21 protein-coding genes, 1 other RNA gene and 1 pseudogene are annotated in these 26,706 nt (G+C 42.9%); 8 read left to right on the forward strand and 15 right to left on the reverse strand.

Annotation, left to right across the window (positions count from 1 at the left end; all coding sequences use genetic code 11):
• Nucleotides 1-256: pseudogene (locus CWB80_RS22470) on the forward strand (transposase); the annotation flags it as partial.
• Nucleotides 257-701: 445 nt separating this feature from the next.
• On the opposite strand, the gene ffs reads toward CWB80_RS22470, so the two are convergent.
• Together ffs and CWB80_RS07430 are read right to left on the reverse strand one after the other, a co-directional pair.
• An RNA gene (gene ffs / locus CWB80_RS07425) (signal recognition particle sRNA small type) lies at nt 702-798 on the reverse strand.
• Nucleotides 799-934: 136 nt separating this feature from the next.
• Complete coding sequence (locus CWB80_RS07430; RefSeq protein ID WP_138599330.1) at nt 935-1,804, reverse strand: DUF3014 domain-containing protein; 870 nt, start codon at nt 1,802-1,804, stop codon at nt 935-937.
• A 134-nt stretch (nt 1,805-1,938) separates the two neighbouring features.
• On the opposite strand from CWB80_RS07430, the gene CWB80_RS07435 reads away from it, so the two are divergent.
• Nucleotides 1,939-3,084 (forward strand): patatin-like phospholipase family protein, encoded by a 1,146-nt coding sequence (locus tag CWB80_RS07435; RefSeq protein WP_138599329.1) that lies wholly within the window; start codon nt 1,939-1,941, stop codon nt 3,082-3,084.
• 7 nt (nt 3,085-3,091) lie between these two features.
• Here the strand turns inward: CWB80_RS07435 and CWB80_RS07440 are convergent, their stop codons facing one another.
• Nucleotides 3,092-5,065, reverse strand: a complete 1,974-nt coding sequence (locus CWB80_RS07440) for a monovalent cation:proton antiporter family protein (RefSeq protein WP_138599328.1) — start codon at nt 5,063-5,065, stop codon at nt 3,092-3,094.
• A 138-nt stretch (nt 5,066-5,203) separates the two neighbouring features.
• Between CWB80_RS07440 and CWB80_RS07445 the strand changes: the two genes are divergently transcribed.
• Entirely contained in the window at nt 5,204-6,100 is an 897-nt protein-coding gene (locus tag CWB80_RS07445; protein ID WP_054553099.1) for a GGDEF domain-containing protein, read from the forward strand.
• Between the two features lie 25 nt (nt 6,101-6,125).
• On the opposite strand, the gene CWB80_RS07450 is transcribed toward CWB80_RS07445, so the two are convergent.
• The 6 genes from CWB80_RS07450 to lpxB form a co-directional block, all read right to left on the reverse strand.
• The gene (locus tag CWB80_RS07450; protein ID WP_138599327.1) at nt 6,126-6,470 is read right to left on the reverse strand and encodes a hypothetical protein; all 345 of its coding nucleotides are present in this window, start codon (nt 6,468-6,470) and stop codon (nt 6,126-6,128) included.
• Nucleotides 6,463-7,773, reverse strand: coding sequence for a tRNA lysidine(34) synthetase TilS (gene tilS / locus CWB80_RS07455; RefSeq protein WP_138599326.1), 1,311 nt, complete (start codon nt 7,771-7,773; stop codon nt 6,463-6,465). The genes CWB80_RS07450 and tilS overlap by 8 nt, the downstream gene beginning before the upstream one ends.
• Before the next feature lie 91 nt (nt 7,774-7,864).
• Entirely contained in the window at nt 7,865-8,821 is a 957-nt protein-coding gene (accA, locus tag CWB80_RS07460; RefSeq protein WP_054553102.1) for an acetyl-CoA carboxylase carboxyl transferase subunit alpha, read from the reverse strand.
• 16 nt (nt 8,822-8,837) lie between these two features.
• Complete coding sequence (dnaE, locus tag CWB80_RS07465; protein ID WP_054553103.1) at nt 8,838-12,329, reverse strand: DNA polymerase III subunit alpha; 3,492 nt, start codon at nt 12,327-12,329, stop codon at nt 8,838-8,840.
• A complete protein-coding gene (gene rnhB / locus CWB80_RS07470; RefSeq protein WP_138599325.1) occupies nt 12,329-12,934 on the reverse strand; it encodes a ribonuclease HII in 606 nt (201 codons plus the stop codon). Before rnhB ends, dnaE begins: the two co-directional genes overlap by 1 nt.
• A complete protein-coding gene (gene lpxB / locus CWB80_RS07475) occupies nt 12,924-14,081 on the reverse strand; it encodes a lipid-A-disaccharide synthase (RefSeq protein ID WP_054553105.1) in 1,158 nt (385 codons plus the stop codon). Before lpxB ends, rnhB begins: the two co-directional genes overlap by 11 nt.
• 421 nt (nt 14,082-14,502) lie before the next feature.
• Here lpxB and CWB80_RS07480 point away from each other — a divergent pair, with 421 nt between their 5' ends.
• From CWB80_RS07480 to cydC, 5 genes are read left to right on the forward strand one after another with little or no spacing between them, the layout of a single operon-like run.
• Nucleotides 14,503-16,089: a cytochrome ubiquinol oxidase subunit I gene (locus tag CWB80_RS07480; RefSeq protein WP_138599324.1), complete on the forward strand. Its 1,587-nt coding sequence runs from the start codon at nt 14,503-14,505 to the stop codon at nt 16,087-16,089.
• The gene (cydB, locus tag CWB80_RS07485) at nt 16,086-17,225 is read left to right on the forward strand and encodes a cytochrome d ubiquinol oxidase subunit II (protein ID WP_138599323.1); all 1,140 of its coding nucleotides are present in this window, start codon (nt 16,086-16,088) and stop codon (nt 17,223-17,225) included. The genes CWB80_RS07480 and cydB overlap by 4 nt, the downstream gene beginning before the upstream one ends.
• 12 nt (nt 17,226-17,237) lie before the next feature.
• On the forward strand, nt 17,238-17,390 hold the full coding sequence (cydX, locus tag CWB80_RS07490) for a cytochrome bd-I oxidase subunit CydX (protein ID WP_054553108.1): 153 nt from the start codon (nt 17,238-17,240) through the stop codon (nt 17,388-17,390).
• On the forward strand, nt 17,380-19,140 hold the full coding sequence (gene cydD / locus CWB80_RS07495) for a thiol reductant ABC exporter subunit CydD (RefSeq protein ID WP_138599322.1): 1,761 nt from the start codon (nt 17,380-17,382) through the stop codon (nt 19,138-19,140). The genes cydX and cydD overlap by 11 nt, the downstream gene beginning before the upstream one ends.
• The gene (gene cydC, locus CWB80_RS07500; protein WP_138599321.1) at nt 19,133-20,893 is read left to right on the forward strand and encodes a thiol reductant ABC exporter subunit CydC; all 1,761 of its coding nucleotides are present in this window, start codon (nt 19,133-19,135) and stop codon (nt 20,891-20,893) included. The genes cydD and cydC overlap by 8 nt, the downstream gene beginning before the upstream one ends.
• Here cydC and CWB80_RS07505 read toward each other — a convergent pair.
• The 6 genes from CWB80_RS07505 to bamA all read right to left on the reverse strand — a co-directional run bounded on the left by CWB80_RS07505 (nt 20,890) and on the right by bamA (nt 26,656).
• Nucleotides 20,890-21,258 carry a septal ring lytic transglycosylase RlpA family protein gene (locus CWB80_RS07505; protein ID WP_054553111.1) on the reverse strand — a complete coding sequence of 123 codons (369 nt, stop codon included), beginning with the start codon at nt 21,256-21,258 and terminating at the stop codon, nt 20,890-20,892. The genes cydC and CWB80_RS07505 overlap by 4 nt on opposite strands.
• A 109-nt stretch (nt 21,259-21,367) precedes the next feature.
• Nucleotides 21,368-22,138, reverse strand: a complete 771-nt coding sequence (lpxA, locus tag CWB80_RS07510; protein WP_054553112.1) for an acyl-ACP--UDP-N-acetylglucosamine O-acyltransferase — start codon at nt 22,136-22,138, stop codon at nt 21,368-21,370.
• Nucleotides 22,139-22,140: 2 nt separating this feature from the next.
• Nucleotides 22,141-22,593, reverse strand: coding sequence for a 3-hydroxyacyl-ACP dehydratase FabZ (gene fabZ / locus CWB80_RS07515; protein WP_054553113.1), 453 nt, complete (start codon nt 22,591-22,593; stop codon nt 22,141-22,143).
• Between the two features lie 10 nt (nt 22,594-22,603).
• On the reverse strand, nt 22,604-23,644 hold the full coding sequence (gene lpxD / locus CWB80_RS07520; protein WP_054553114.1) for a UDP-3-O-(3-hydroxymyristoyl)glucosamine N-acyltransferase: 1,041 nt from the start codon (nt 23,642-23,644) through the stop codon (nt 22,604-22,606).
• A 9-nt stretch (nt 23,645-23,653) separates the two neighbouring features.
• Nucleotides 23,654-24,172: an OmpH/Skp family outer membrane protein gene (locus CWB80_RS07525; protein ID WP_054553115.1), complete on the reverse strand. Its 519-nt coding sequence runs from the start codon at nt 24,170-24,172 to the stop codon at nt 23,654-23,656.
• 12 nt (nt 24,173-24,184) lie between these two features.
• Nucleotides 24,185-26,656, reverse strand: a complete 2,472-nt coding sequence (gene bamA / locus CWB80_RS07530; RefSeq protein WP_054553116.1) for an outer membrane protein assembly factor BamA — start codon at nt 26,654-26,656, stop codon at nt 24,185-24,187.
• Nucleotides 26,657-26,706: the final 50 nt, after the last annotated feature.

The following is a 26,706-nucleotide window of genomic DNA, read 5'->3' on the forward strand; positions in this document are numbered from 1 at the left end:
CAAAACATACCTGCAACTCGTTGATTGGACTGGTCGCTCAATACGAGAAGATAAACCAGGGAAAATCCCAGAAGATGCATTACCAATACTTGAAAGACTAGATATTTGTACTGACAACTGGCTTACACTCACCACTTCCTTTACTCGCTCGTTTAAAAATACTGCTGGTAAAGAACAAGCAATCACAGCTTACACAAATCACATGAAACGAAAACGGAGAAGCTCTATTAGCACTAGTCGTGCACTATTTGCCTAAACCGAAACTCGAAAATGTTTAAAGTGGTCTGCCTTTGAGCTAAGCTTGCCCAAATCAGGCGCTAATCAGACAATGTCTACAGAATCACCTAAACATAACATTTATCTGTAAATTAATTTAGAACGACTAAGCAAGTCGGCTTTAAAATTAGTTATTAAAATACCTACAAAAGTGGGTGTCCGAATAACTTTATTACCTGTACCTAACCAGCTGTGTCATCTTCAATCAAATCATCAACATTGAGCCTGAATTTATATTGTTTAACTTGGGTGGCTAGTTAACCTTTTTTGGGTGCCTAGATAACCTTAAAGTGGATGTCTTGATAACTTAAGAAATAAAAAGCTCAAAGAAAGTTAGATTAATACAAGAATAAAAGATTGGTTCTAAAAAGATTTAAAAGGAATTTAAATGAAATAAGTCACCCAAATAAGATTTTGGGTGGCAGTCTTACCAGCCGCATCTCGGCACACACGTCACACGCTGTGGCTGCTCCCTTCCGGGCCTGACCAGGTTCACCTGCTAGTGTTGCGAGAGGACCAATAAGACTACCATTGAGGGCCTTGTTTGGCGCGGGAGGGATTATCTCTACTTTTAGCCAGTTATTCAAGGGGTATTCGAAAAAGAAAGTGCGATTGCATACTTGGTATACAATCGCACTGTCATTAAGGGGGTTATCGCTTACTTTTCAAGTTCAGCTTTAATGTTGCGCAGCGCAGCTTTCACTTTCTTCATATTTTCTGGGCCCATACGCAGCAATTGTTTTTGCGCATCGGGTAAGTTTTCCCACTCAGAGTAAGCATATTGATAAGTAACTGAGTTACGAACGAGTGGCATATCACCTTTTGGCTCTGGCGTATCAAGCAGTACATCAATCGCCTCTTCTAACGTGCCTGTGAATGCATCACCTTCGTAACCAATTTCTGCATAAGCTTCACTGATAAGGGGTTTATATTCATCATACATACGAATAACTTGAGCAGCGCTTAAGCTAGTAAATAGTTTTACGTAAGGTGTATAGCGCTCATAGCTATTTGGGTCGATTGTTAAGATATCGCCCTCAATAACTTTAAACGACTCTTTAGGGCGTTCTACAGGTGCATGGCTAACTGCCACTTTACCTTTTGCGATGTTATCAACGTACACAACACCACGGCGAATAAGATCATCAGTCACCATTAAGCTCATCACTTGGTCGCTTAGTAACTCATCCATACGAGCAACAACCACTTCATCGCTTTCATTTAACGTTGGTAGTGGCTCAACTTCTGGAACTGGCTCTGGAGTGCGCTCTGGTGCAGTATCTACAACAACGGGCTCTGGCTCAGGCTCTGTCACTTCAGGTTCTGGGTCAGGCTCTGGCTCTTGATACTCAACAACTGGCGCTTGTTCGCTGACAATGTCTTCAACAACTTGCACTGGTTTATCTTCAGGCTTCAATAAAATAAACGCTGCCACACCAGCAACAAGGATAAGCACAACCACCGCAAAAATCAGGTTGTTATTTGATGAACCCTTTTGTACTTCAGGCTCTGACGAATGCTCTGACATAGACACTCCCTTAAAAATAAAACAGATAAAAATACGAAAAAACCATTTAGCCTTGAGCTAATCTTTGCTTCTTCTAGCTTAAAGACTTACAGTTGATAAATAAAGTAAAGACGCACAACTATTTAAATGCAACCATGAGCAGTAAGTTAAAAAAAACACAGCACTCTAAAATCGCTTTATTACTAACAGGTGGTGGCGCGCGAGCGGCTTATCAAGTTGGTGTGCTTAAAGCGATAACGCAAAGCATGCCTCGTACAGCACCGCTGCCCTTTACTATTATTAATGGGACATCAGCTGGCGCAATTAATTCCGCTGCATTAGCATGTTATGCATCGTGTGCGCATTTAGCATGCAAAAAACTTGAATGGGTGTGGAAGAATTTTTCGACCTCTCAGGTTTATAAAAGCGACTTTTTAAGTGTGTTTTTGCATATTACCCGCAACATGCTTACAAGTTTTCAATCTGAACATATAAATCACCCACCAGCGAGTTTACTGAACAATAAGCCGCTGCGAAAACTGCTACACGAAATACTCGATTTATCACGTATCGAACGAAACCTGCATAAAAACTACCTAGATGCAGTGTCGATTACTGCTTCGAGCTATACCACAGGTGACTCTGTGGCATTTTTTCAGTCACTTACACAAAAGCCGTGGCGCAGAGCAAAACGTGAAGGACAAGCAACCCGCATAAATGTTGAGCACTTAATGGCGTCGAGTGCCATACCTATGGTGTTCCCAAGTGTGAATGTGTATAACCACTATTTCGGCGACGGCTCTATTCACCAACTTTCGCCACTGAGTCCGTCGGTTCATTTAGGTGCTGAAAAAATCTTTATTATTGGTGTTGATGAACCAAAAGAACTGCATCCGCCGGGATATCAGCCTCATTACCCTGGCCTTTCCAATATTGCTGGTCACTTACTCGATAGCGTCTTTACCGACACACTTCAGTCTGATTTAGAACGTTTACAACGTATCAATCGCACGCTGAGCCTATTACCTGCACGCGACAAACACCAAGAGCTTAAACAAATCGAAACTTGCGTGATCAATCCATCGCAAAACTTTAATGCAATCGCAGCTCAGTTTTATGATGACATGCCCATGGCAATTAAGGTGTTACTACGTATGATTGGTGTTAAGAAACGTTCGCAATCGAGTTTAACGAGCTACTTACTGTTTGAAAAACGTTATACCCAAAAGCTCATAGAAATTGGCTACCAAGATGGCCTTAAAAAGCTACCTGAAATTCGTAAATTTTTAGAGTTGGAGTAGCTAATCGCTACTCCATACCGTCGAGTAAAAACCGTTCGACCCGCTCTACTCGGCGAGGCTTTCCTTGCAGCACTAAAATATCGCCTGCTAATAAAATAGTTTGTGATGAAGGCGCGTCAATTTCACGGTCTTGTCGGCGCAGCGCTCTAACCGACACACGGCGCTGCTCAAGTTTAAGCTCACTAATTTTCTGATTAACCGCATAAGCGTGTTCTGGCAGAGCTATAACATGTAAATACTCAAGCCTATCTGAACTGGCCTCTTCACCATCGAGTTTATCGCCAGTGAAAAAGCCATTTAAGAACTTATAACGGTTGCGCCGCTCTTTACTAACACGGCGTATGATCCGTGTCATCGGCACACCAGACATATAAAGTACATGCGAAACTAACATTAAACTTGCTTCAAGGGTTTCTGGTACCACCTCAGTAACACCGAGTTCTTTAAGCGTTTCCATTTCGGTATCATCGCGCATTCGTACCAATATCTTTACATCAGGTGCTATTTGTTTGATGGCATCAACAACTATTTGCGTTTGCTCAAAATCGGTAAAGGTAATAATCACCAACCTTGCACGCTCAACGCCCGCTGATTTTAAAATATCTTTTTGATTCACATGGCCAAATATAACCGGTTCACCAGCCGCTTTCGCTTCTTGCAATAAGATAGGGTTACTTTCGACCGCGACGTATTCAATTGCTTCTGGCTTTAAAAAGCGCGCAACAGTTTGCCCAACACGGGAGAAACCACAAATAACGACATGATTTTGATACAAAGGGCTACTTGTCGCGGGCTGTTGCCAGTACTGTCCTGCATGGCTTAAAAGGCCAAGTTTTTTGAGAATAAGCGGTGTTTTTTCAATTAAGTAAGGCGTTAGCGCCATCGAAAGCACGCCAACTGCAATTAAAAACGAAGCTTGCTCTGAGCTTATCAGCAAATGCTGCGAAGCAAGTGCAATTAATACAAAGCCAAATTCTCCCATTTGCCAAAGCATAATACCCGCTGATACCGCATCTTGCTTTCGCTCCCCCATCACTTGCGCAGCAATCGCAAGCACCGCTATTTTAAATAGCAATAAACCAATTAATACCGCGATGATCCAGTACCAACTATTAAGTACATAAAGCACATCTAGCTGCATACCAACAGTCACAAAGAATAGCCCCATTAATATATCGCGAAATGGTCTAATATCGGCTTCAAGTTGGTGACGATAATGGCTTTCTCCTAACATCATGCCGGCTAAAAAGGCGCCTAACGCCATCGATAAACCAAATAGGTAAGTCAAGCCTGCAGCAAACAAGGCAACCAATAAAGTCGTTAGCATAAATAGTTCATCGGTTCTTACCAGCGCTATTTCGCTAAACACTTTAGGCAAAATCCATTTACCTATGCCGAACAATAAAATACACACTAAAGCACCTTTAGTAAGTGCAAAAGCCAATGCACCGGCAATTTCTTCAGAGCCACTTTGGGCTAGCAAGGGGTAAACAATGAGCAGAGGGACAACAGCAATATCTTGAAACAGCAACACCCCTATTGCCAACTGGCCGCGGCGCTGGTTTAAATCTCCAGATTCTTTAAGTAGCTTAACCACCACCGCTGTTGAAGACAGCGCCATTAAACTAGCAATAGTAAAACTGTTTAAAAGGCTGTGCTCAAGCAGCAGTAAAATTAGCATAAACACTATGCTGGTCACCACGACCTGTAAGGAGCCAAGGCCAAATACAATATTGCGCATTGCCATTAAACGCGGCAATGAAAACTCAAGCCCTAAGCTAAACAGTAAAAACACAATGCCGAGCTCAGCAACAAAGTGCATTTCATGGCTTTGCGCCATCCAGCCAATACCATGACTCCCTGCCATTACACCTGTCGCAAGATAAGCAAGAATGGGTGGTAAACCAATTCGCTTGAAAAACCAAACAAATAATACGGCAGCGACGAGCAAGCCAAACACTTGGATCAGCACATTTTGCAAGCAATCAACTCCCTAGACTTGGTGACAAAACTGGTTTCTCTTTTAAATATAGCAACCATCTGTTTTTCGGCCAGTTTAAAAATATGGCACAAATCTCGCTACATGGGGGTATCTAAACACTCCGGGGGGAGAATTATCATGGAAAATGTCCATATTTTGACGCAGCGGGTGTCTGCGCGAGGCGAGTTTCTGCCGTTTTCGGCAGAGCATTACCGAATAAATGAAACAAATAGTCCACACGATTTGGTCGCAAAGTTACAAACCACGTTATCAATCGAAGAAATTTTGACTATTTTTGCCGAGCACGCAAAGCAACTAATCAATTTATCTGGCTTACAGTTCCAATCTGCACTCGGAGTGTCACAAAGCGCAGGCAGCGATACCAGCCAAACACCGTACTCTTTTGATTTAGATATCGAAAGTGAACGCTTAGGGCAGCTAATTTACTTTAGTCAGTTCCCTATGGGTAAAGCGATTGAAGCAAAATTAAAGCAGCTCCATACAGCCCTCGTTTACCCATTACGTAATGCGCTTATGTACACCCGCGTATTACGTTTAGCGACTAAAGATGCGCTAACAGGCTTAAATAACCGTAGTCAATTTAATGACAGCTTGGCACAAAAGCTAGAACGTTGCCGCCGTCAACATCGCCCATTTAGCTTAATGTTGCTTGATTTAGATAACTTTAAACAAGTAAACGATAACTTTGGTCATAAAATTGGCGATGATGTGTTACAAGAATTTGCTAACGTACTGCGCAGTAGTGTGCGCGGCACTGACTCGATTTTCCGCTTTGGTGGAGATGAGTTTGCATTATTAATCGATGACCCTGAGTTTACCACCAATAAGGTGATAGCTGATCGCATTATGAGCTTAGTTGCTAACTCAGGGTTGATGGCTCAATATGATGTAACATCAAGCATTGGTTATACGCTAGCCAACAACCAAGACTGCGAAAACGAAGTGTTTGCCCGTGCTGACAAGGGCCTTTATAAGGCAAAAGCAGCAGGAAGAAACTGCGCAAGAGCTTACTAATTGAGTAAAAGCCTAGCATCCCCCGCTAGGCTTTTTTGTTTATAAGTTTATAACCAAATAATACTAACCAAAAACCAGCGAAGAAGCCGCTTAATAAGTAAAGCAAGGCAGCCATGGTGGTAAGGGGCGATACCATCACTAATGCCAGCGGCGTAAGCACGCCCAATATAAAGAAAATACCGCCTTTGCCTGACCAGTAACCTAGCAGCAATAATGAGCATACTAGGCCGCCAGCTAGTGCATAAAAAAGTGTATTTATTGTCAGCTCTGTATAAGCAAAACCAGCAACTACAGCCACTAGCACCGACAACGCAAAACCTAGTGGTGCTTTATTAACTAGTGATAAACCTACATGAGGTTGTTCACTCATAGAGTGTCTCCCAAAGAATTCCATCTTCAACACTGTGCTGTTCACTAACAAAGTAGCCAACAACTTGCACAAGTTGATCGTTATAAAAAATTAGTGGTGTCTGCGCACGTAACCAAGGAGCTACTTTGGCATCTTTAAACCAATGTTTTAAGGTGTTTGAGCCGGGTTTATATAAAGGTTTGATACGTGCTTGTGGCTTATTAAACTCAACCCTTACTTGCTCATCCTGCTTTGGTTTTCTAATGCCCTTGCCCGCTTTCACTATTAGTTTTCGGCCATCTGTCAGTTCAATGCCCTGCAAAGTTATATCCATCGCCTCAGGTCTTGCCTGCTCCTTCACAAAGTACCAATGCTGCTGATGCCGACGAACATCACCGCTTTGCAAACAAATTTTTAACTGGGCATCGGCTTTTGCCGTTAAACCTTGCTCAATAATTTGCTGTAGCTGATTCTCAGAAGGTAGTTGATGGGTAAACTGGTTAAGCCACGCACGGACAAGGTTTGCTTGTCTGGGCTGGCTAAAGGGCGAAATTGCCTGACAACTTAAGCCACCCTGCGAATTTTGGCAATGCGCAAGGTCACTTTGCGTATATTCATCGAGCAGTGATTGCTGTTGCTGTAAAAGCCGAATACTGCGCGCTGCGCTTTTTTCAAACCCTTGAAAACGCTTCGTTAAAATAGGCAGAACCTGATGACGTAAAAAATTGCGTTCAAAGCGCTCATCAACATTTGAATCATCGGTGATATGAGTAATAGCAAATTCATCGGCAAATTGTTCAATTTGCTCACGCGAGATATTAATCAATGGTCTAAAACACACACGCCCAGACGCTAATAATCGTGTTTGTGGCATTGATGCTAAGCCCTGCAAGCCTGAGCCGCGCTTTAGACGAAGTAAGAAGGTCTCAAGTTGATCATTTAAGTGCTGGCCAAGCAGTATTACACTACCTAACATACAGTTTTCGTCGAGTGCTTGGTATCGTGCCTCTCGTGCCTGTGCCTCAAGTGATGTACGCGAGCGCTGATGAATTTCAACCTGCACAGCTTTAAATGAGACATCGAGCTCTTCACATAGCGATTGGCAAAACCCTTGCCACTCATCAGCATACTTGCTCAAACCATGATTAACATACACAGCTTCAATTTTAAGTTCAGAGTGCTGCTGTTGAGCTTGCTTCATTAAATGTAACAATACAACCGAATCTACACCGCCAGATAAGGCAACGCTAAAGCAACTTTGCTGAGCGTTCAGCAAAGGCAGCAATTGTGCTAAAAAATGGTGGTATAAATCTGATGTTTGCATTAAAAACCAACGAGTATACAAGCGTCTTTGTTATCGGCATTATAAAACAAAAAAAGCCGCAAAAGCGGCTTTTTTCAATTTTAAGCTGTGTTTAGCAATAGCCAAACGACATTAAACGTTTGTAACGCTGATCAAGCATTTCATCTAGTGAAAGGCCTTGTAAATCAGCTAGGTCACGTTTAAGTTGGTTTTTGAGATTACGCGCCATCGCATCGTAATTCCGATGTGCGCCACCAAGTGGCTCATCAATTACGTTGTTGATTAAATCAAGCTCTTTAACACGTGCAGCTGTTACACCCATGGCTTCTGCAGCTAATGGTGCCTTGTCTGCGCTTTTCCATAAGATTGATGCACAACCTTCTGGCGAAATTACAGAGTAAGTGCTGTATTGCAACATGTTAACGCGGTCGCCCACACCAATAGCTAATGCACCACCAGAACCACCTTCACCGATAACAGTACAGATAGTGGGTACTTTTAACGCAGCCATTACTTTAAGATTACGCGCAATTGCTTCACTTTGACCACGCTCTTCAGCGCCAACACCTGGGTATGCACCAGGGGTGTCGATAAAAGTCATGATTGGCATTTTGAAACGCTCAGCCATTTCCATTAAGCGTAATGCTTTACGGTAACCTTCTGGCTTTGGCATACCAAAGTTGCGTTTAATTTTTTCAGCCGTGTCACGCCCTTTTTGTTGGCCAATAACCATCACTGGTTGACCTTCAAAACGTGCAACACCACCTAAAATAGCTGGGTCGTTAGCAAAAGTACGGTCGCCTGCTAGTTCGTCAAATTCCGTGAAAATGCGCTCGATGTAATCACGAGTATAAGGACGCAACGGATGACGGGCTAACTGAGAAACCTGCCAAGCACCTAATTCAGAGAAAATTTTCTCTTTCATTTCAGCACTTTTCTCTTTTAATCGACTGACTTCCTCTTCTAATCCAAGGTCTAATTCGCCAGCGCGGCTTACATTTTGTAATTCTTCAATTTTTGCTTCTAATTCAGCGATTGGAAGCTCAAAATCAAGATAATTGAGGCTCATGCTCTAAACTACCTAATTAGTTAAATTCTAGTTCTACATCTTGCGCCGCCATCAGCGATAACTTGTGAATTAAGTCATCACTCGGCGTAACACACCATTCGGTTCCTAAAGTAATCTCAGCCAACGCATCCGGACGTTGATAGAATACTTTAATAGGACAAGTACCAAACTTATAAGGTTCCAGCACTTTTTGTAAATTATCGAAGAAGTTCGCCTCGATCTGCACCATATTCAAGGTCATTTTAATCGCTTTTATACGTTTTTCTCGCGCCTGTGCGATGGTGCATATGTCTCTAGCGGTCATTGTAATGCCACCAGAGAAGTTATCAAAGCTGACCTGTCCAGATATTACCAAGATATTGTTTACTTGCAGCAAATCTTGGTACATTTCAAACTGTTCTGGGAATAAGCGTACATCAATACGGGCACTCTTGTCATCTAAAGTTACAAGACCCCATCGATTTCCCTTTTTGTTTATCAAAGTACGAGCAGAGATCACTAAGCCTGCAGCCGTTGACTGCACATCGCGGTTAGTGGGTTGTAAATCGACCAGCCTTCCTGATGTATAATGCTTTAACTCTTTACGATACTGATTAATTGGGTGGCCAGTTAAGTACAGCCCTAAAGTTTCTTTCTCACCGTCTAGCCACTCATTGTCGGTTAAATCTGTGGCTTTAATAAATGCTTGTTCAACTTCATCTGGCTCTGTAGCAAGTAATCCAAATAAATCTGCCTGCCCAAGTGACTCAGCCTTATGGTGCTGATCGGCCGCCCGCATGGCATCTTTTAAGCTTGCGAGTAAGGTTGCACGGCCAGGCTGGGTTTTATCTGGGCCAAGTTGGTCGAGCGCTCCGGCATAAATAAGCTTTTCAACAACACGCTTGTTTAAACGCTTTAAGTCAACACGGGCACAAAAATCAAATAAGTCCTTAAACGGGCCACCTTCGCTACGAGCTTCTAAAATAGCTTCAACAGGCGCCTCACCAACTCCTTTAATGGCACCGATACCGTAAACAATTTCACCTTGTAGATTAACCGTAAACTTGTACTCACCGGCATTGACATCTGGCGGTAACAAGGTCAGTTTCATGTTTTCACATTCATCTACCAAGGTAACAATTTTATCGGTGTTATCCATATCTGCCGACATTACCGCAGCCATAAACTCTGCTGGGTAGTGGGTTTTCATCCACAGCGTTTGGTACGATACTAAGGCATAAGCAGCTGAGTGAGATTTATTGAAGCCATAACCTGCGAACTTCTCTACCAAGTCGAAGATTTTCATTGCAAGTTCGCCGTCAACTCCGTTTTTAACAGCGCCTTCTTCGAAGGTTGAACGTTGCTTTGCCATCTCCTCTGGCTTTTTCTTACCCATCGCACGACGCAGCATATCAGCGCCACCTAGCGTATAACCAGCCAGTACCTGGGCAATTTGCATTACTTGTTCTTGATAAAGAATGATACCGTAGGTTGGCTCAAGGATTGGTTGCAAGCTATCGTGTTGCCACTGCGCATCTGGGTAAGATAACTCTTCGCGGCCATGCTTACGGTCGATAAAGTTATCTACCATGCCTGATTGCAATGGACCTGGGCGAAATAGTGCTACCAGTGCGATCATATCCTCGAAGCAGTCGGGCTTTAGACGACGAATAAGGTCTTTCATACCACGAGATTCGAGCTGGAATACCGCGGTGGTTTCGGCGCGTAGCAGTAACTCAATACTTGGCTTATCATCAAGTGGAATAGCGTTGATATCAACGGGCTTTTTACCCTCACGAGCTAAGCGCTCGTTAGTCATATCAAGTGCCCACTGCAAGATGGTAAGTGTTCTAAGACCTAAGAAGTCAAACTTTACTAAACCCGCCGTCTCGACGTCGTTTTTATCAAATTGTGTTACCGGGAATTTACCCTCATCATCACAATAAAGAGCGGCAAAGTCAGTGATTGTGGTGGGTGATATTACAACACCACCAGCGTGCTTACCGGCGTTACGTGTACAGCCTTCAAGGATGCGACACATATCAATAAGCTCTTTGACCTCTTCATCACCGTCGTAGGCTTCTTGTAAACGCGGCTCAACATCAAACGCTTTAGCCAAGGTCATGCCCGGATCGCCCGGTACTAGTTTAGAAATACGATCAACAAAGCCGTAAGGGTGACCAAGTACACGGCCTACGTCACGGATAACCGCTTTTGCAGCCATGGTACCAAAGGTAATGATCTGAGATACCGCGTCACGACCATAAAGCGCCGCTACGTGATCAATTACCTCATCACGCCTATCCATACAAAAATCGACGTCGAAATCGGGCATTGAGATACGTTCTGGGTTCAAGAAACGTTCGAATAGTAAGTCAAATTCGAGTGGATCGAGGTCGGTGATCTTCAGTGCATAAGCAACCAATGAACCTGCACCAGAACCACGCCCTGGACCTACCGGAATATTGTTATCTTTACTCCACTGAATGAACTCCATTACGATCAAGAAGTAACCTGGGAAACCCATTTGGTTGATTACGTCGAGCTCTATTTTCAGACGCTCATCATACTCGCCACGTTTTTCTTTTCGCTCTTGCTCATCTGGGAATAAAAACTGTAAACGCTCTTCAAGACCATCTTCAGAGACCTTAACCAAGAAGTCTTCAATTTTTAGCGAACCGGTTGGGTAATCTGGTAAGAAGTAAGTCCCGAGCTGCACGGTCACATTACAGCGCTTAGCAATTTCAACAGTGTTTTCTAGCGCTTCAGGAATATCGCTAAATAGCTCAGCCATTTGCTCAGCCGTTTTAAGGTATTGCTGCTCAGAAAAACGTTTTGGTCTACGTTTATCTTCTAAGGTGTAACCGTCATGGATTGCAACGCGGATTTCATGGGCTTCAAAGTTTTCTGGCTTTAAAAATACTACTTCGTTAGTTGCCACTACAGGTAACTGCTCTTTTGCGGCAAGCTCAACAGCTAGGTGTAAATAGTCTTCTTCTAAAGCACGTTCCGTACGAATAAGCTCAATGTAATAATGATCGCTAAAATGTTGCTTATAAAAGCTAACGACCGATTCTATAAGCCCAGGGTTACCTTTTAATAATGCTTTACCTAAGTCGCCATCTTTAGCGCCAGATAATAAAATTAGGCCACTTTTGTGCTCCACCAGCCATTCACGGTCAACCACAGGCCGATGAAATAAATGTCCGCGTTGGTACGCTTTAGAGATCAACAAGGTGAGGTTTTTATAGCCTTCGTTATCTTTCGCTAAGATGGTAATTCGGCTAGGTTCATCTTCAAATTCAGGGCTTCTGAGCCAAAAATCTGCGCCGACAATAGGCTTAATCCCAGCGCCATGGGCAGCACCATAAAAACGCACCAAACCACATAAGTTCATCTGATCTGTGATAGCCAACGCAGGCATTTGCAGCTCTTCTGCTTTAGCGACAATTGGCTTAGTTTTAGCGAGGCCATCCACCATTGAGAAATCTGAGTGAACACGTAAGTGAACAAATTGCGGCGCAGGCATTACAGTTGCTCTCCTTTTAACGCCAAAATGCGCTGAACAGGTTTAAAGCTCTTACGATGCTCTGCAATTGCCCCGTATTGTTCGAGTGCCGCAAAGTGCGCTTTAGTTGGATAGCCCTTATGACCTGCAAAGCCATAGTCAGGATAACGCTTATCAAGCTCAATCATTTCTTCGTCACGGGCAACTTTCGCTAGAATAGATGCCGCCGAAATCTCTTCAACTAGGCTATCGCCTTTTACTACCGCCTGTGCTGGCACAGTTAATTGACTAGGCACACGGTTACCATCAATAAAAACAAACTCTGGCTTTACACTTAAGCCTTCAACTGCGCGGCTCATCGCGAGCATGGTGGCATGTAAAATATTTAGCTCATCAATCTCAGTTGGGCTACAACGGCCAATAGCATAGCACAGGGCTTTTTCTTTTATTTCTGCCGCTAATAATTGACGTTTTTTGTCTGATAACTTTTTAGAATCGGCTAACCCTGCAATTGGCTGATTTGGGTCCAGTATTACCGCAGCAGTTACAACATCACCGACCAATGGACCACGGCCAACTTCATCTACACCAGCAATATAATTAACATTCGGTCGTTCAATTTGCATTTAGTAACTCCGCGACTGCTGCTGCAGCTTGTTCATTGGCATTTAATCTAATGTTTTTATGTATGGCTAAAAAGCGCGCTTTTAGTTCGCTGTTATCGGTATTAAGCATAGGTGTTAGCGCAGCCGATAGGTTTTCAACATTACACTCAGTTTGTAGGTACTCTGGGACGAGTTCTTCATCGGCTAATAAATTAGGCAACGAGAAATACTTAATGTTAAACGTGAATAAGGTTTTGAAAATCCAGTAACTCAATGGCTTAATTTTGTAGCCCACAACCATCGGCTTTTTATACAGCATACCTTCAAGTGTTGCGGTTCCTGAGGCTAGCAAAATGGCATCAGCGGCTTGCATTGCAAGATTTGACTGACCATCCAATAATTGCAGTTTTAGATCAGGGGCTGTTTTTTCTAAAATCTCACAAAACTGTGCTTTTCGTTTTTCATTGACTAACGGCACCACAATTTTAAGGTCAGGATTTTGCGCTTGTAATTTCGCCGCTGTTTCAATGTAAGTTTCGCTTAAAAGCCCTACTTCAGAACCTCGACTACCAGGTAGTAATGCAAGTACTTTATCTGTTTGTGCCAATCCAAGTTGATTACGAGCCTCGGTTTGGTCGTGCTCAAGAGCAATATCATCAGCCAGAGTATGACCCACAAACGTACAAGGTACATCGTGCTTATCATAAAAGGCTTTTTCGAACGGCAATAATGCCAACACTAAGTTAGTGGCGGCACTGATTTTATGAATGCGTTTTTCGCGCCACGCCCACACTGACGGGCTAACATATTGTACTGTTTTAATACCCGCCTCTTTTAGCGGCTTTTCAACTCGCAAGTTAAAGTCAGGGGCATCGATACCAATAAATACATCTGGTGGGTTATCGATAAAATGCTGCACCAATTGTTTACGTATTTTTAGTAGGCGCGGTAATCGGCCAAGTACTTCAACTAAGCCCATTACAGATAATTCGTCCATATCGAATAATGTTTTACAGCCAGCCGCTTGCATACGCGGGCCTGCAATCCCCTCAAATATGGCATCTGGAAAACGGCGTTTAAGTGCTTTTACTAGCCCTTCACCTAAAATATCACCTGATAACTCACCTGCCACCAAGGCAATACGTAACGGCTTTGTTTGTTCTTTCATTCGTTGATAATTCGCAACTTTTGGCACTAATAAAAATGAGTTTACCGTGTTTTAGCAGTCGGATAAATGTCACACGAGTAATTAATACTAGAATTTAAATAAGTGCTTATTCATTAACCTAGGTAACCAGCTAAGAAAGTAAACAATTAATTTTTTAGCCGAGAGAATACCTATAAGTGAGTAATCTTTTTGTTCTATAAAAACTGGCTAAAAGTTTTCGATAAGGTAATTAATCGATTGAAAAGTTAGGCTTTAATCTCTAGTCTGTAGAAATGATGAACAATTATTTAATCTTATTTTCTTATTTTTCTATTGACTAAAATGGATACAAGGTTAATATTCACAAAGTTTCAATAATTACTGAAACTTCATAACCAATAATTTGTCGTGTCTACCGCACTCGCTAACAAGGAGCTAAACAATGATAGATGAAACATTTGTGGATCTATCGCGATTGCAGTTTGCAATCACTGCCCTCTTTCACTTCCTATTTGTTCCCCTTACTTTAGGTATGACGTGGATTTTGGTGATCATGGAATCCGTTTACGTGATGACTGGTCGCGAAATTTATCGTGATATGACTAAATTCTGGGGTAAGTTATTTGGTATTAACTTTGCGATTGGTGTGGCGACAGGTCTAACCATGGAGTTCGAGTTTGGTACCAACTGGTCTTACTACTCTCACTACGTGGGCGATATTTTTGGCGCTCCACTGGCGATTGAAGGCTTAATGGCATTCTTTTTAGAGTCAACCTTTGTCGGTATGTTCTTTTTAGGTTGGGAGCGACTAACAAAACGTCAGCATTTAGCTGCAACTTTCCTTATGGCTCTAGGTACTAACCTTTCAGCTTTATGGATTTTGATTGCCAATGGTTGGATGCAAAACCCTGTAGGGGCTGAGTTTAATTATCAAACCATGCGCATGGAAATGACCAGCTTTGCTGAACTGGTATTCAATCCCGTCGCACAAGTTAAGTTTATTCATACCGTTTCGGCAGGGTATGTTGCAGCATCTATGTTTGTACTGGGCATTAGTAGCTGGTACATCCTAAAAGGTCGCGATCTTGCTTTTGCTAAACGCTCGTTTTCGGTTGCTTCTGGGTTTGGTTTAGCGTCTATCCTTTGTGTTATTTTACTTGGTGATGAATCTGGCTACGAAGTTGGCGAGGTACAAAAAGTTAAACTCGCAACCATTGAAGCTGAGTGGCACACCGAAGAAGCCCCTGCTGCATTCACTCTGGTCGGTATTCCTGATTCAGAAGAGCAAGTCACCCACGCTGCTGTTAAAATACCTTATGCACTGGGCATCATTGCAACTCGCTCTATTGATGAACAGGTAACGGGTATTAAAGATCTAGAAAAGCAACACGAAGTACGAATTCGTAATGGCATGGTTGCATACGAATACTTAGAGAAGCTTCGAGGTGGTGAAGACACTCCAGAAAACATTGCAAAATTCGATAGCTTAAAAGACGACCTTGGCTATGGTTTACTACTAAAACGCTATACGCCTAACGTGGTAGATGCCACAGAAGAGCACATTCAAAAAGCAGTGAAAGATTCGTTCCCTAAAGTTGGCCCTATGTTTTGGTCCTTCAGAATTATGGTCGGTTGCGGTGTGATCATGCTAGGCGTATTCGTGCTTGCATTTTATTACAACGCGCACCGCATTATTGAGCAAAAACGCTGGTTATTATGGGCTGCGGTATGGAGTATTCCACTGCCGTGGATTGCCATTGAATTTGGTTGGATTGTTGCTGAATATGGCCGCCAACCATGGGCTATTTCAGAGATTCTACCAACCTTCTTGGCAACCTCATCTCTGACGGTAAACGATTTACTTATCAGCATTACTGGCTTCATTATCTTTTACACAGGGCTTGCTGCTGTAGAAGGCTGGTTAATGCTGCGCTTTATTAAACAAGGTCCAAGCTCGCTTCATATTGGTAAATATCACCATGAACTTGCTAAAGCAGATTCACTTGCAAGCCAAGGAGCTCAGTCATGATTTTTGATTACGAAACATTAAAACTAATCTGGTGGCTGTTAATTGGTGTATTACTGATTGGCTTTGCAGTGACCGATGGCATGGACATGGGTGTGGCAATTTTGCTTCGCCTAGTTGGTAAAACCGATGTGGAGCGCCGTACTGTAATTAACACCATAGGTGCTCACTGGGATGGTAACCAAGTTTGGTTCATCACCGCTGGGGGTGCACTGTTTGCTGCTTGGCCTATGGTATACGCGGCCGCGTTCTCTGGCTTTTACTTTGCTATGATGCTGGTGTTATTTGCGTTATTTTTCAGACCGCTTGGTTTTGATTACCGCTCAAAAATAGACTCACCACGTTGGCGAAACAACTGGGATTGGGGCTTATTTGCAGGCAGCTTTATCCCTGCTTTAGTATTTGGTGTGGCATTTGGTAACTTATTACTGGGCGTGCCTTATCATATCGACGACCTACTGCGTGTTAGTTATCAAGGTTCATTCTTTGCGTTATTAAACCCATTTGCCATTGTTGTAGGCTTAGTAAGCGTACTGATGTTGGTTGGTCATGCAGGCATGTGGCTACAACTTCGTACGGATGCAGAGGTTGCAAAACGCTCAGCACAATACGGTCAATATGCGCTGATGGCGTTTATTGTGTTGTTTGCCTTGGCAGGTGTGTGGGTATCGCAAATTGACGGTTATAAAATCGTTAGCATGGGTGATACTCAAGGTTTTGCAAACCCGCTTGGTAAAACAGTCACGCAGGCACCGGGTGCATGGCTTGATAACTATACAAAAATGCCATTAACCATGCTGTTCCCTGCCCTTGCATTCGTGATGGCGGCACTGGCGATTGTGTTATCTAAATTACAAAAACCAGCAATGGCCCTGATTGCATCAAGCTTAATGCTTGCAGGCGTAATTTTAACTGCGGGTATGTCAATGTTCCCGTTCGTTATGCCTTCGAGTAACAACCCAAATATTAGTTTAACTATGTGGGATGCGGTTTCGAGCCATATGACTCTCAACGTGATGTTTATTGCAGCAGTTATTTTTGTACCACTTATTCTTATTTACACAACATGGTGCTATGTGAAGATGTGGCGCAAAGTAACCATCAGTGAAATCGAAAACAACACGCACGGTAGCTACTAAGGAGATTTAATTATGTGGTATTTTGCCTGGATTTTAGGTGTTCTATTAGCCTGTACCCTTGGGGTGATCAACGTAATGTGGTACGAATTTCACCAACATAAAGATTCGATTGCTGATGATGAGCTAGAGCTTTACGCGAGACTCAAAAACACCGATGACAACTAAACCCCGACCAAATCGCGCGCAGCAACAAACGCTGCGCGCTTTTTTAAAGCAATATAGTCAGTCCGCTTCAGGGCTTCTTAAATTAAGCATTAGTTTGGGCACACTCAACGCCCTATTAATGATTGCCTCTTGTTATCTTCTTGCAAACGCGGCTCATCAAGTCATGTTTGAACAAGCAAACTTGCAAGCCGTAAGCCCATTATTATGGCCGCTGGCTGGGCTAATTTTAGTTCGTGCTTTGTTGGTTGCCCTAAGTGAACGAGTGAGTAACCTCGCCGCGTTAAAAATAAAGAACGTGATGCGAAATACACTGCTAGAAAAGCTCAGCAAACTTGGGCCAGCCTACAGTGAACAAAAAGGTCATGGCGCAACACTTAACACCTTACATAATGGGGTTGAAGCACTGCATCAATATTACGCCAACTATATTCCAAGTGTGGCTTACAGTGCGCTTATTCCATTAGCGATATTAGTGGTGATTTTTCCAACCGATTACAAAGCAGGCCTCATATTCCTTTTAACTGCCCCGCTGATCCCCTTTTTTATGATTTTAGTGGGCCATAAAGCGGAGCAGTTAAACCAAGACCGCTGGCAACAACTCGCGGTACTTGGCAATTACTTTTTTGACCGATTACAAGGCCTAACTCAACTCAAGCTCTTTAATGCAACCAAGCGTGAGCTAAATAGCATCAGTCAGATTTCTGATGATTACCGTGGAGCAACCATGGGTGTATTGAAAGTCGCCTTTATATCGTCTTTCGCCCTTGAGTTTTTAGCCACCATTAGTGTGGCACTTGTTGCCGTTATCATTGGCTTTAGATTATTTTTTGGAACGCTCGATTTTGCCACTGGATTTGTGGTGTTACTACTAGCCCCTGAGTTTTACTTACCACTTCGACAAATGGGCACTCATTATCATGCAAAACTTGAAGGGATCAGTGCCGCTGCTGATATGGTCGACATAATCAATCAAAACGACGCTGATGAAAATTTGGGTACATCTAAACTTGAGTTACCGATAAAAGATATACAGCTGAATGCGCTTACCTTTCATTACCCAGAAACAAACGAAGGGGTAACTGATATCAACTTAGCCCTGCCAAGCACAGGCTTAATTGCCTTTGTGGGTGAAAGTGGCTCGGGTAAAAGTACCTTGTTTGATTGCCTATTGGGTTTTCATCATCAGGCCAATAGTGCCATTAGCATTAACGGGCAACCACTTAGTGATACTGCATTAGCTGATTGGCAAGCACAGCTGGCGTGGATCCCACAGCAAGCCACGTTATTTTATCGGACCGTTGCAGAGAACCTGCGTTTAGCTAAACCCAATGCAAGCCAAACAGAACTCGATGAAGCAGCAAGTAAAGCTGGCGCACTTGAGTTTATTACTGCCTTACCTGATGGCTTTGATAGCTTGCTAGGTGAACAAGGCGAAGGCCTCTCTGGTGGGCAAAAGCAGCGCATAGCCCTTGCCCGTGCATTTTTGAAGAATGCCCCAGTGCTGATGTTAGATGAGCCTACCGCTCACTTAGACAGCCAAACCGAGCATTTAATCAACCAAGCAATCCGCGATTATGCAAAAGATCACTTAGTGCTGGTTATTGCTCACCGACTGAATACGGTTAAACACGCCGATAATATTTACGTTCTGCAACAAGGTCACATTGTTGAATCTGGTCAGTACCAGCAACTGACTGAGCAAGCTGGCCTATTTGCTAAACTGGTGAGTCAAGGTGACGCCCATGCATAAATTTATACGTCTATTAAAACTGTGCAAACCTCATACTGGCATGTTGCTTTTAGGGGCTTTTTTAGCAAGCTTAACGGTACTCGCTAATGTGGGCTTGCTCGCAATATCTGGGTGGTTTTTAGCAGCCATGGCAGCGGCGGGCATTGCGGGTGTGCAGATGAATTACTTTACCCCAGCTGGAGTGATCCGCTTTTTAGCTATCGTGCGCACAGCGTCTCGTTACGGTGAGCGGATGATAACTCATAATGCTACCTTTTTATTACTGAGCGAAATTCGCGTAAACATGTTCAAGACTCTGAGCCAACTGAACAATGTTGACTTAGCAATGAGTCGTAGTAGCGATTTATTTAACCGGCTACAGAATGATGTAGATGCGCTGGATAAATTCTACCTCAATGTACTGCTGCCGATTATTGTCGCCTTGATCAGCATTCCTATAGTAATGGCCTTCATGGCCATGTATAACGCTGAGGTTGCATTAGTGTGCTTTACTTCACTGATGATTATTGGCGTGCTGCTTCCCGCATTGTTAAGCCATAAGCTTCATCAACAAGCGGATACAGAAACCCAGCTCTCAGCCGAGTTAAGATCTGAACTTGCCGATACACTATCAGGTGCCAGAGAGCTTGCTGTCTATCAAGCACACGCGGCGCAATTAGCGCATTGTGACTCACTCAGTAAACAATACAACAACCAGCTCTATAATCACCACAAAGCCGTGGCAAACAGTAATGGTTTAAGCACTTTGGTGATCCAACTCACCATGCTGGCCAGTGTCTTTATGATAATTCCACTGGTTGCAATGGGGAGTATGAAAAACGTTGAACTGGCGATGCTCGCGTTATTTGTATTAGCAAGCTTTGAAACCGTGCTCACCCTGCCTACGGCATTTATTGAATTGCCGCTTACTTTAAGTGCCGCAAAGCGACTGTTTGATCTTGAAGATAAACACAACAGCTTAGCCGAAAAGCCAAACAACTTAGATGATCAGCTAGCAAACCAATTAGCTGACAAATCAGGGCTTGGTCTTGAGCTAAGCGAGGTCAATTACCAATACTTGGGGGCAAAAAGTAAAGCCCTTAGCAATATCAATTTTGCGATTACACCCGGCAGTAAAGTTGCCCTAGTCGGTGCCAGTGGCAGTGGCAAAACCACTCTAGTTAACTTACTCACGGGCCTTTGGCCGCTGCAATCAGGCTCATTAAAGCTCACCACCAAGCAAGATAATTTTGAACTTGAAAGCTTGAGCACTGCAACACGCTTTAAGCAGCTAACGATAGTTGCCCAGCAGCATCATATTTTTGATGGCACGCTACGTGAAAATCTTCGTTATGCAGCTTTTGATGCGACAGATGAGATGCTAATTGAAGCCTGTGAAAACGCTGAACTTGGCTCTTGGCTTAAGAACTTAAAAGCCGGCCTTAATACCCGCTTAGGAACCGCAGGCAGAAAGCTTTCTCATGGTCAGTCACGTCGTATTGCCATAGCTCAAGCCCTATTAAGGCAAGGTAATTTAATCATTCTTGATGAGCCAACAGAGAGTCTAGATAACCACACTAAGCAAAACTTGCTGACTACACTTGAGAAAATATGGGCAGATAAAACCATGTTGACCATTACCCACGACCCAGCAATGCTAAGTCGTGTTGATAAGGTTATTTGGTTAGAACAAGGACAAGTAAGAGCCTTTGCAAGTCATGCTGAATTGATGGCTAATGAAGCCGACTACGTAGAGCTTATTACCCGTTTTTAATCGAGCTGCTCAACAGTAACGTCAATCACACCTTGCTTGACTGAGGCAATTTGTGAAAACGCCTTTTTTGATAAATCGATAATACGACCGCGGATAAATGGGCCGCGGTCATTAATGGTAACAATCACACTTTTATTGTTACTAATATTGGTGACCCTCACTCTGCTGCCAAAGCCAAGCGTTTGATGAGCCGCGCTCCATGCCTGTTGATTAAACACCTCACCACTTGCTGTCATTCGGCCATGATATTTATCAGCGTAATAACTGGCTTTGCCTTTTTCTATTGCTCCTTTAGATACCGAAGGCGCACTACTACAACCACTTATTATTAAGCTTAACAATGCAAAGATGATGAGTTTATTCATATTACTAGATCCTTTTTTGTCGTGAAGATAACAAGCACTGACTTAGCAAAACCTGAACTATAAAAACAAAAAAGCCACCTTACGGTGGCTTTTAGTAATTAGCTTTTGATTAGCGAATAATTCCGCGCTCAGAGCTTTTCACGAAGTCTATCATCAACTGAACAGCTGGATACTTCGCAGCATCTTCACTTAGCTCAGCGATTGCTTCTTCAACACCTAAACTCTTACGGTAAAGCGTTTTATATGCACGGCGTGTTGCCATGATTTCATCGCTTTCAAAACCACGGCGTTTCATGCCTTCAGTATTGATTGCTACAGGGCCTGCCGGCGTGCCAATGGTCGTTACAAATGGTGGCACATCTTTATTAACACCTGAGTACATACCAACAAAGGCATGTGAACCAATTTTACAGAACTGGTGAACACCTGAATTACCAGCAAGGATCACCCAGTCACCTACGTGTACGTGGCCAGCAACAGAGGCATTATTAGCAAAAATAACGTTATCACCCACTACTGCATCATGCGCAACGTGTGTGTAAGCCATAAATAAGTTGTTGCTACCAATTTTTGTTACACCTTGGTCTTGAATCGTACCACGGTGAATGGTCGCACACTCACGGATCACATTGTTGTCACCAATGATCAAGGTTGTAGGCTCATTCGCGTACTTTTTGTCTTGGCACGCTTCACCGACCGAAGCAAATTGGAAAATATGGTTACCAGAACCAATCGTCGATGGGCCTTTTACAACCACATGAGATTCGATGATACAGTTATCACCAATAGTAACATCGTTACCGATGTAGCTATAAGGGCCAACTGATACGTTATTTCCAAGTTTTGCACCTGGTTCGATTATCGCCGTAGGATGGATCACTATTAAAACTCTCTTCTCGCACACATGATTTCGGCAGTACACACTACTTTGCCGTCAACTTTTGCTTCTGCTGCAAACTTCCATATATTGCGGCGCTCTTTTAAAAACTCTACATGTAAATGCATAGTATCGCCAGGTAATACTGGCTGTTTAAATCGCGCATTATCAATCGCAGCGAATAAATATAGTTCGTTATCGCTACGATTTTCAACTGTCTTAAAGCCAAGTAAGCCAGTTGCTTGGGCCATTGCTTCTAAAATCAACACACCTGGAAAGATAGGTTGATTAGGAAAATGACCCGTAAAAATAGGTTCGTTCACTGTTACATTTTTAATCGCATGTAACGACTCGCCTGGCGTGTAATCTAGAACACGGTCAACAAGTAGCATCGGGTAACGATGCGGAAGTAAACTTAAAATATCTTGGATATCAAGACTATTTAATTCATTTGCCAAAATAGCATCCTTATTTGTCTTCAATATTGAGTGACTTAGTCAGTGACTCAAGAGCTTTAATGCGGTCTTTCATATCGCCAAGATTGCGGATGTGGGCAATACTTCGGCGCCATTCTTTGTTAGTTTGATGAGGTAATCCTGATGAATAGATTCCAGGCTCTGTGATTGCTTTCGTCACCATACTCATGCCGGTGATTATAGCACCATCGCATACGCTAAGGTGACCATTAATTGCAACCATACCACCAATCTGACAATTCCTACCGATCTCGACGCTTCCGGCAAAAACCGTGCAACCGGCAACCGCTGTGCCTGAGCCGATCTCGACATTATGCGCTATTTGACATTGATTATCGATAATTACATTACTATGGATGATCGTATCGTCTAATGCACCACGGTCAATCGTAGTAGACGCGCCTACCTCAACCTTATCACCGATGATTACTCGGCCAAGTTGCGGTATTTTCACCCATTCCCCACGCTCATTAGCGTAACCAAAACCATCGCTGCCCACGACTGTATTCGCTTGGAATAAACAGTCGCTGCCAATCTCAACTTCATGGTAAATGCTTACATTTGCCCAAAGCTTAGTGCTTTGACCAATTTTTGCATGCTCACCAATGAAACAGTTTGGACCAATCTGCACATTGTCAGCAATAACAGCACCCGCTTCAATCACCACATTGGCGGCGATCGCGACATTATTACCAATCGAAGCTGAATCATGAATGACTGCACTAGGGTGAATACCCGTCACTGCTGAGCGCGGTGTGGTGTCCATTAGCTGAGCAAGCTTGGCGTAACAAACATAAGGGTTAGCAACAATGAGCTTATTACCCGAAAAGTACTCAGCGTCTGCTGATGATAAAATCACCGCACTTGCTTGAGTATCATCTAATTGCGAGCGATATTTCTTGTTCGCTAAAAATGCAATATGCCCATGTTGGGCATTTGCAAGTGTAGATATTTTTTTAATCTCTGTAGCGCCGTCACCTTGAAGGTCAGCGCCCAGAAGATCCGCTATCTGCGAAAGCGTGTAGTTTTGCATATATGATTTCTATTGCTTACTTACTTTTTCAACAACTTTGCTTGATAAGTCATCGACAGTTTTAGGGTTAACATAAATCGTTGTTTCTTTAACTTTAACTTCATCGAATTTGCCAGCTTTCGCTACTTCTTCGATTGCATCTAAGATTAGCTTTTGAACTTTAGCCAGCTCTTGGTTTTGACGCATTTTGATTTCTTGCTCTAAAGGACGACCTTTTTCAGCAAGTTGCTGCTGCATACCTTGAATCTTAGTACGTAATTCTTCTTTTTGCTTGTCGCTCATCGTTGTCGCTTCACGCTTGAACTTTTCAGCTTCAAAACGAATATCACCTTGAAGTTTTTCTAGCTCTTGACGACGCTCAGAGAATTCAGCTTCTAAAGTTTGCTCTACTTTCGCCATTTGTGGGATTTGTTTGTAGATTTCTTGCATATCAACAATACCTACTTTGTGGGCAAATGCGTTAGTAGATAGGCCCATAGATAAAGTAGCAAGTAGTGCAAAAGCTGTTGATTTAATTGATTTATTCACGAAAAAACTCCTTTAGAATGTATTACTAATGTTAAAGCTGATGGTCTTCGTATCGTCATCTTCTTCTTTTTGCAATGGATACGCAAAACTGATCAGCATTGGACCCATCGGAGAGATCCATTGTAGAGAAAGACCGGTTGAAACCCTAAAGCGCATCGGATCTGAGTAATCATCCAATTTAGCACGCTCATCTGTTGACAGGTTTTGATAACGGTCAATATTAAACTCTGTATCCCATACGTTTGCTGCATCTACGAAGAAGCTGGTACGTACAGAGCTAGTGTTTTCTTCATCTAAGAAAGGTGTTGGAACAATAAGCTCCATCCCTGCGACCGCTTTGGCGTTACCACCAATTCGGCCTGCTGTGTAAAGCTGGTCAAACTCTGATGCACCACCAATGCTACCTGTCGGTGCACCATCATGTGATGGCGTGCCAGGGATAGTTTGCGGAACACGTGATACAGCACGTGGTAAAATCGTATTTCGATCAAAACCACGTAGTTCCATTTCAGTTATTCTGAAGAACTCTTGGAACGGTAGTGTTTGGTCATAACCATTGGTTGTACCATAACCATTACCATATGCAAGCGCCGCACGCGTTGAGAATACCCAGCTATGGTCATTACTGATTGGCCAATAAAAACGTGAATCGTAATTTAGCTTAAAGTACTGTAAATCAGAGTTTGGCGTTGTTGCAGTTAAGTTAAGAGATTGGCGCGAACCTGCTGTTGGGAATAAACCACGGTTCACAGTAACGCGTGACCAACCTGCACTTAGCTCGTACTTAGTAAAGTCAAAACCTGCATCTGGGTTATTTGGATCTAAGAAGGTTTCACGAATAACACGTGTTTGCTCGTACTCAGCAATATCTGACAGTTCTTCTTGTACCCAACGAACACCAAAGTTAATACGGTTTACTGCATCGATTGGGAAACCAATGTTAGTACCAATACCATAGCTCTTCGATTTATAGTCGATTAGGCTAAACTTACTCGCATCGTAGTTACTGTAGAAAATGCTACTACCTTGCGATACACCATCAGGCGTAAAGTAAGGATCAGTATAAGACACACTAATACGCTCAGAACCACGTGAGGTATTGATGTTGAAACCAATTTGGTTACCGGTCCCTAAGAAGTTTGATTCACTGACACCAATGTTAAATTGCAGACCTAAGTAAGAACCATAGGCAAGGCCTGCGTTAAAGCTACCTGCAGATTGTTCTTTCACAGTAAAATCTACATCAACTTGGTCATCTACACCTGGTACTGGCACCACATTAAAATCAACGCTTTCCATGTAGGGTAAACGCTGAATTTGCAGTTTAGAGCGCTCAAGGCTTTGATTGGACAACCACGCACCTTCAAGCTGTGTCATTTCACGGCGCACTACTTCATCAGAGGTATTTTGGTTACCACCCACAATGATACGACGAACATAAACACGCTTACCCGGATTAACCGATAGCGTTAATTGAACTTCTTTATTTTCATCATCAATTTCTGGGATGGTACGCACTTCAGCATTAGCATAACCAAAACGCGCTAAGTAGCTTTTGATAAACTCTTCTGAAGAGGTCACAACAGAGCCATTATAAAGCTCACCTGTTTTCAGCGGGATAACACTTCTGATGAGTTCTTCACGACCTAACAAGTCACCAATAAAGTCAAAGCCTTTCACTTTGTATTTAACGCCTTCGGTGATATTTGCTGTTACATAAACAGAGTCACGCTCAGGGCTTACAGATACTTGTGTTGAATCGATATTAAAGCGCAGGTAACCACGGTCTAGGTAGTAACTGCGAATTTTCTCTAAATCGCCTTCAATGGTTTGCTTTTGATAACGGTCGCTCGACATGAACTTCCACCACGGCAAATCTTGCTGTGACTCAGCTAATTTAAGCAGCTCTTCATCAGAGAAAAGTTCGTTACCAACGAGATTGATTTGACGAATTGATGCAGCATCACCTTCATCAAATTCAAATAATAGTTTTACACGATTTCGAGGTAACTTAGTGATACTAACTTCTACCTTTGCATTGTACTTACCAATACTGTGGAAGAATTCAACTAGACCTTTTTCAATGTTATCAAGAACTGTTTTATCAAGCGGCTCACCAGTACGGATATCCTGCTGGTCTAGCGACTCATTTAGCTGCTCATCTTTGATATCTTTATTGCCATCAAATTCGATCATACTGATCGTTGGGCGCTCAGTCACTCGGAAGATAACACTGTTGCCATCACGTAATGCTTTAATATTGTCAAAGTGACCAGAACGATAGAGAGCCTTTATGGTTCTTGAAATTGTGTACTCATCAATATTATCGCCCACATTGATCGGAATATGCGTTAACGCAGCACCCAGTGCAACACGCTGTAAACCTTCAACTTTTAAATCTTCTACAATAAAGGAGTTTTGGCCTAGGGCTGCAAAGCTAGCGCCTAATAAACTTGAAACTGCCAAATGTTTTTTTATAGCCATTTTGTTATCTTTATCCTTTACAACTGTATTACCGCTCAACACCTTTTTAA

The sequence above is a fragment of the Pseudoalteromonas sp. S1650 genome, from assembly GCF_005887195.1.
Lineage (GTDB): Bacteria > Pseudomonadota > Gammaproteobacteria > Enterobacterales > Alteromonadaceae > Pseudoalteromonas > Pseudoalteromonas simplex.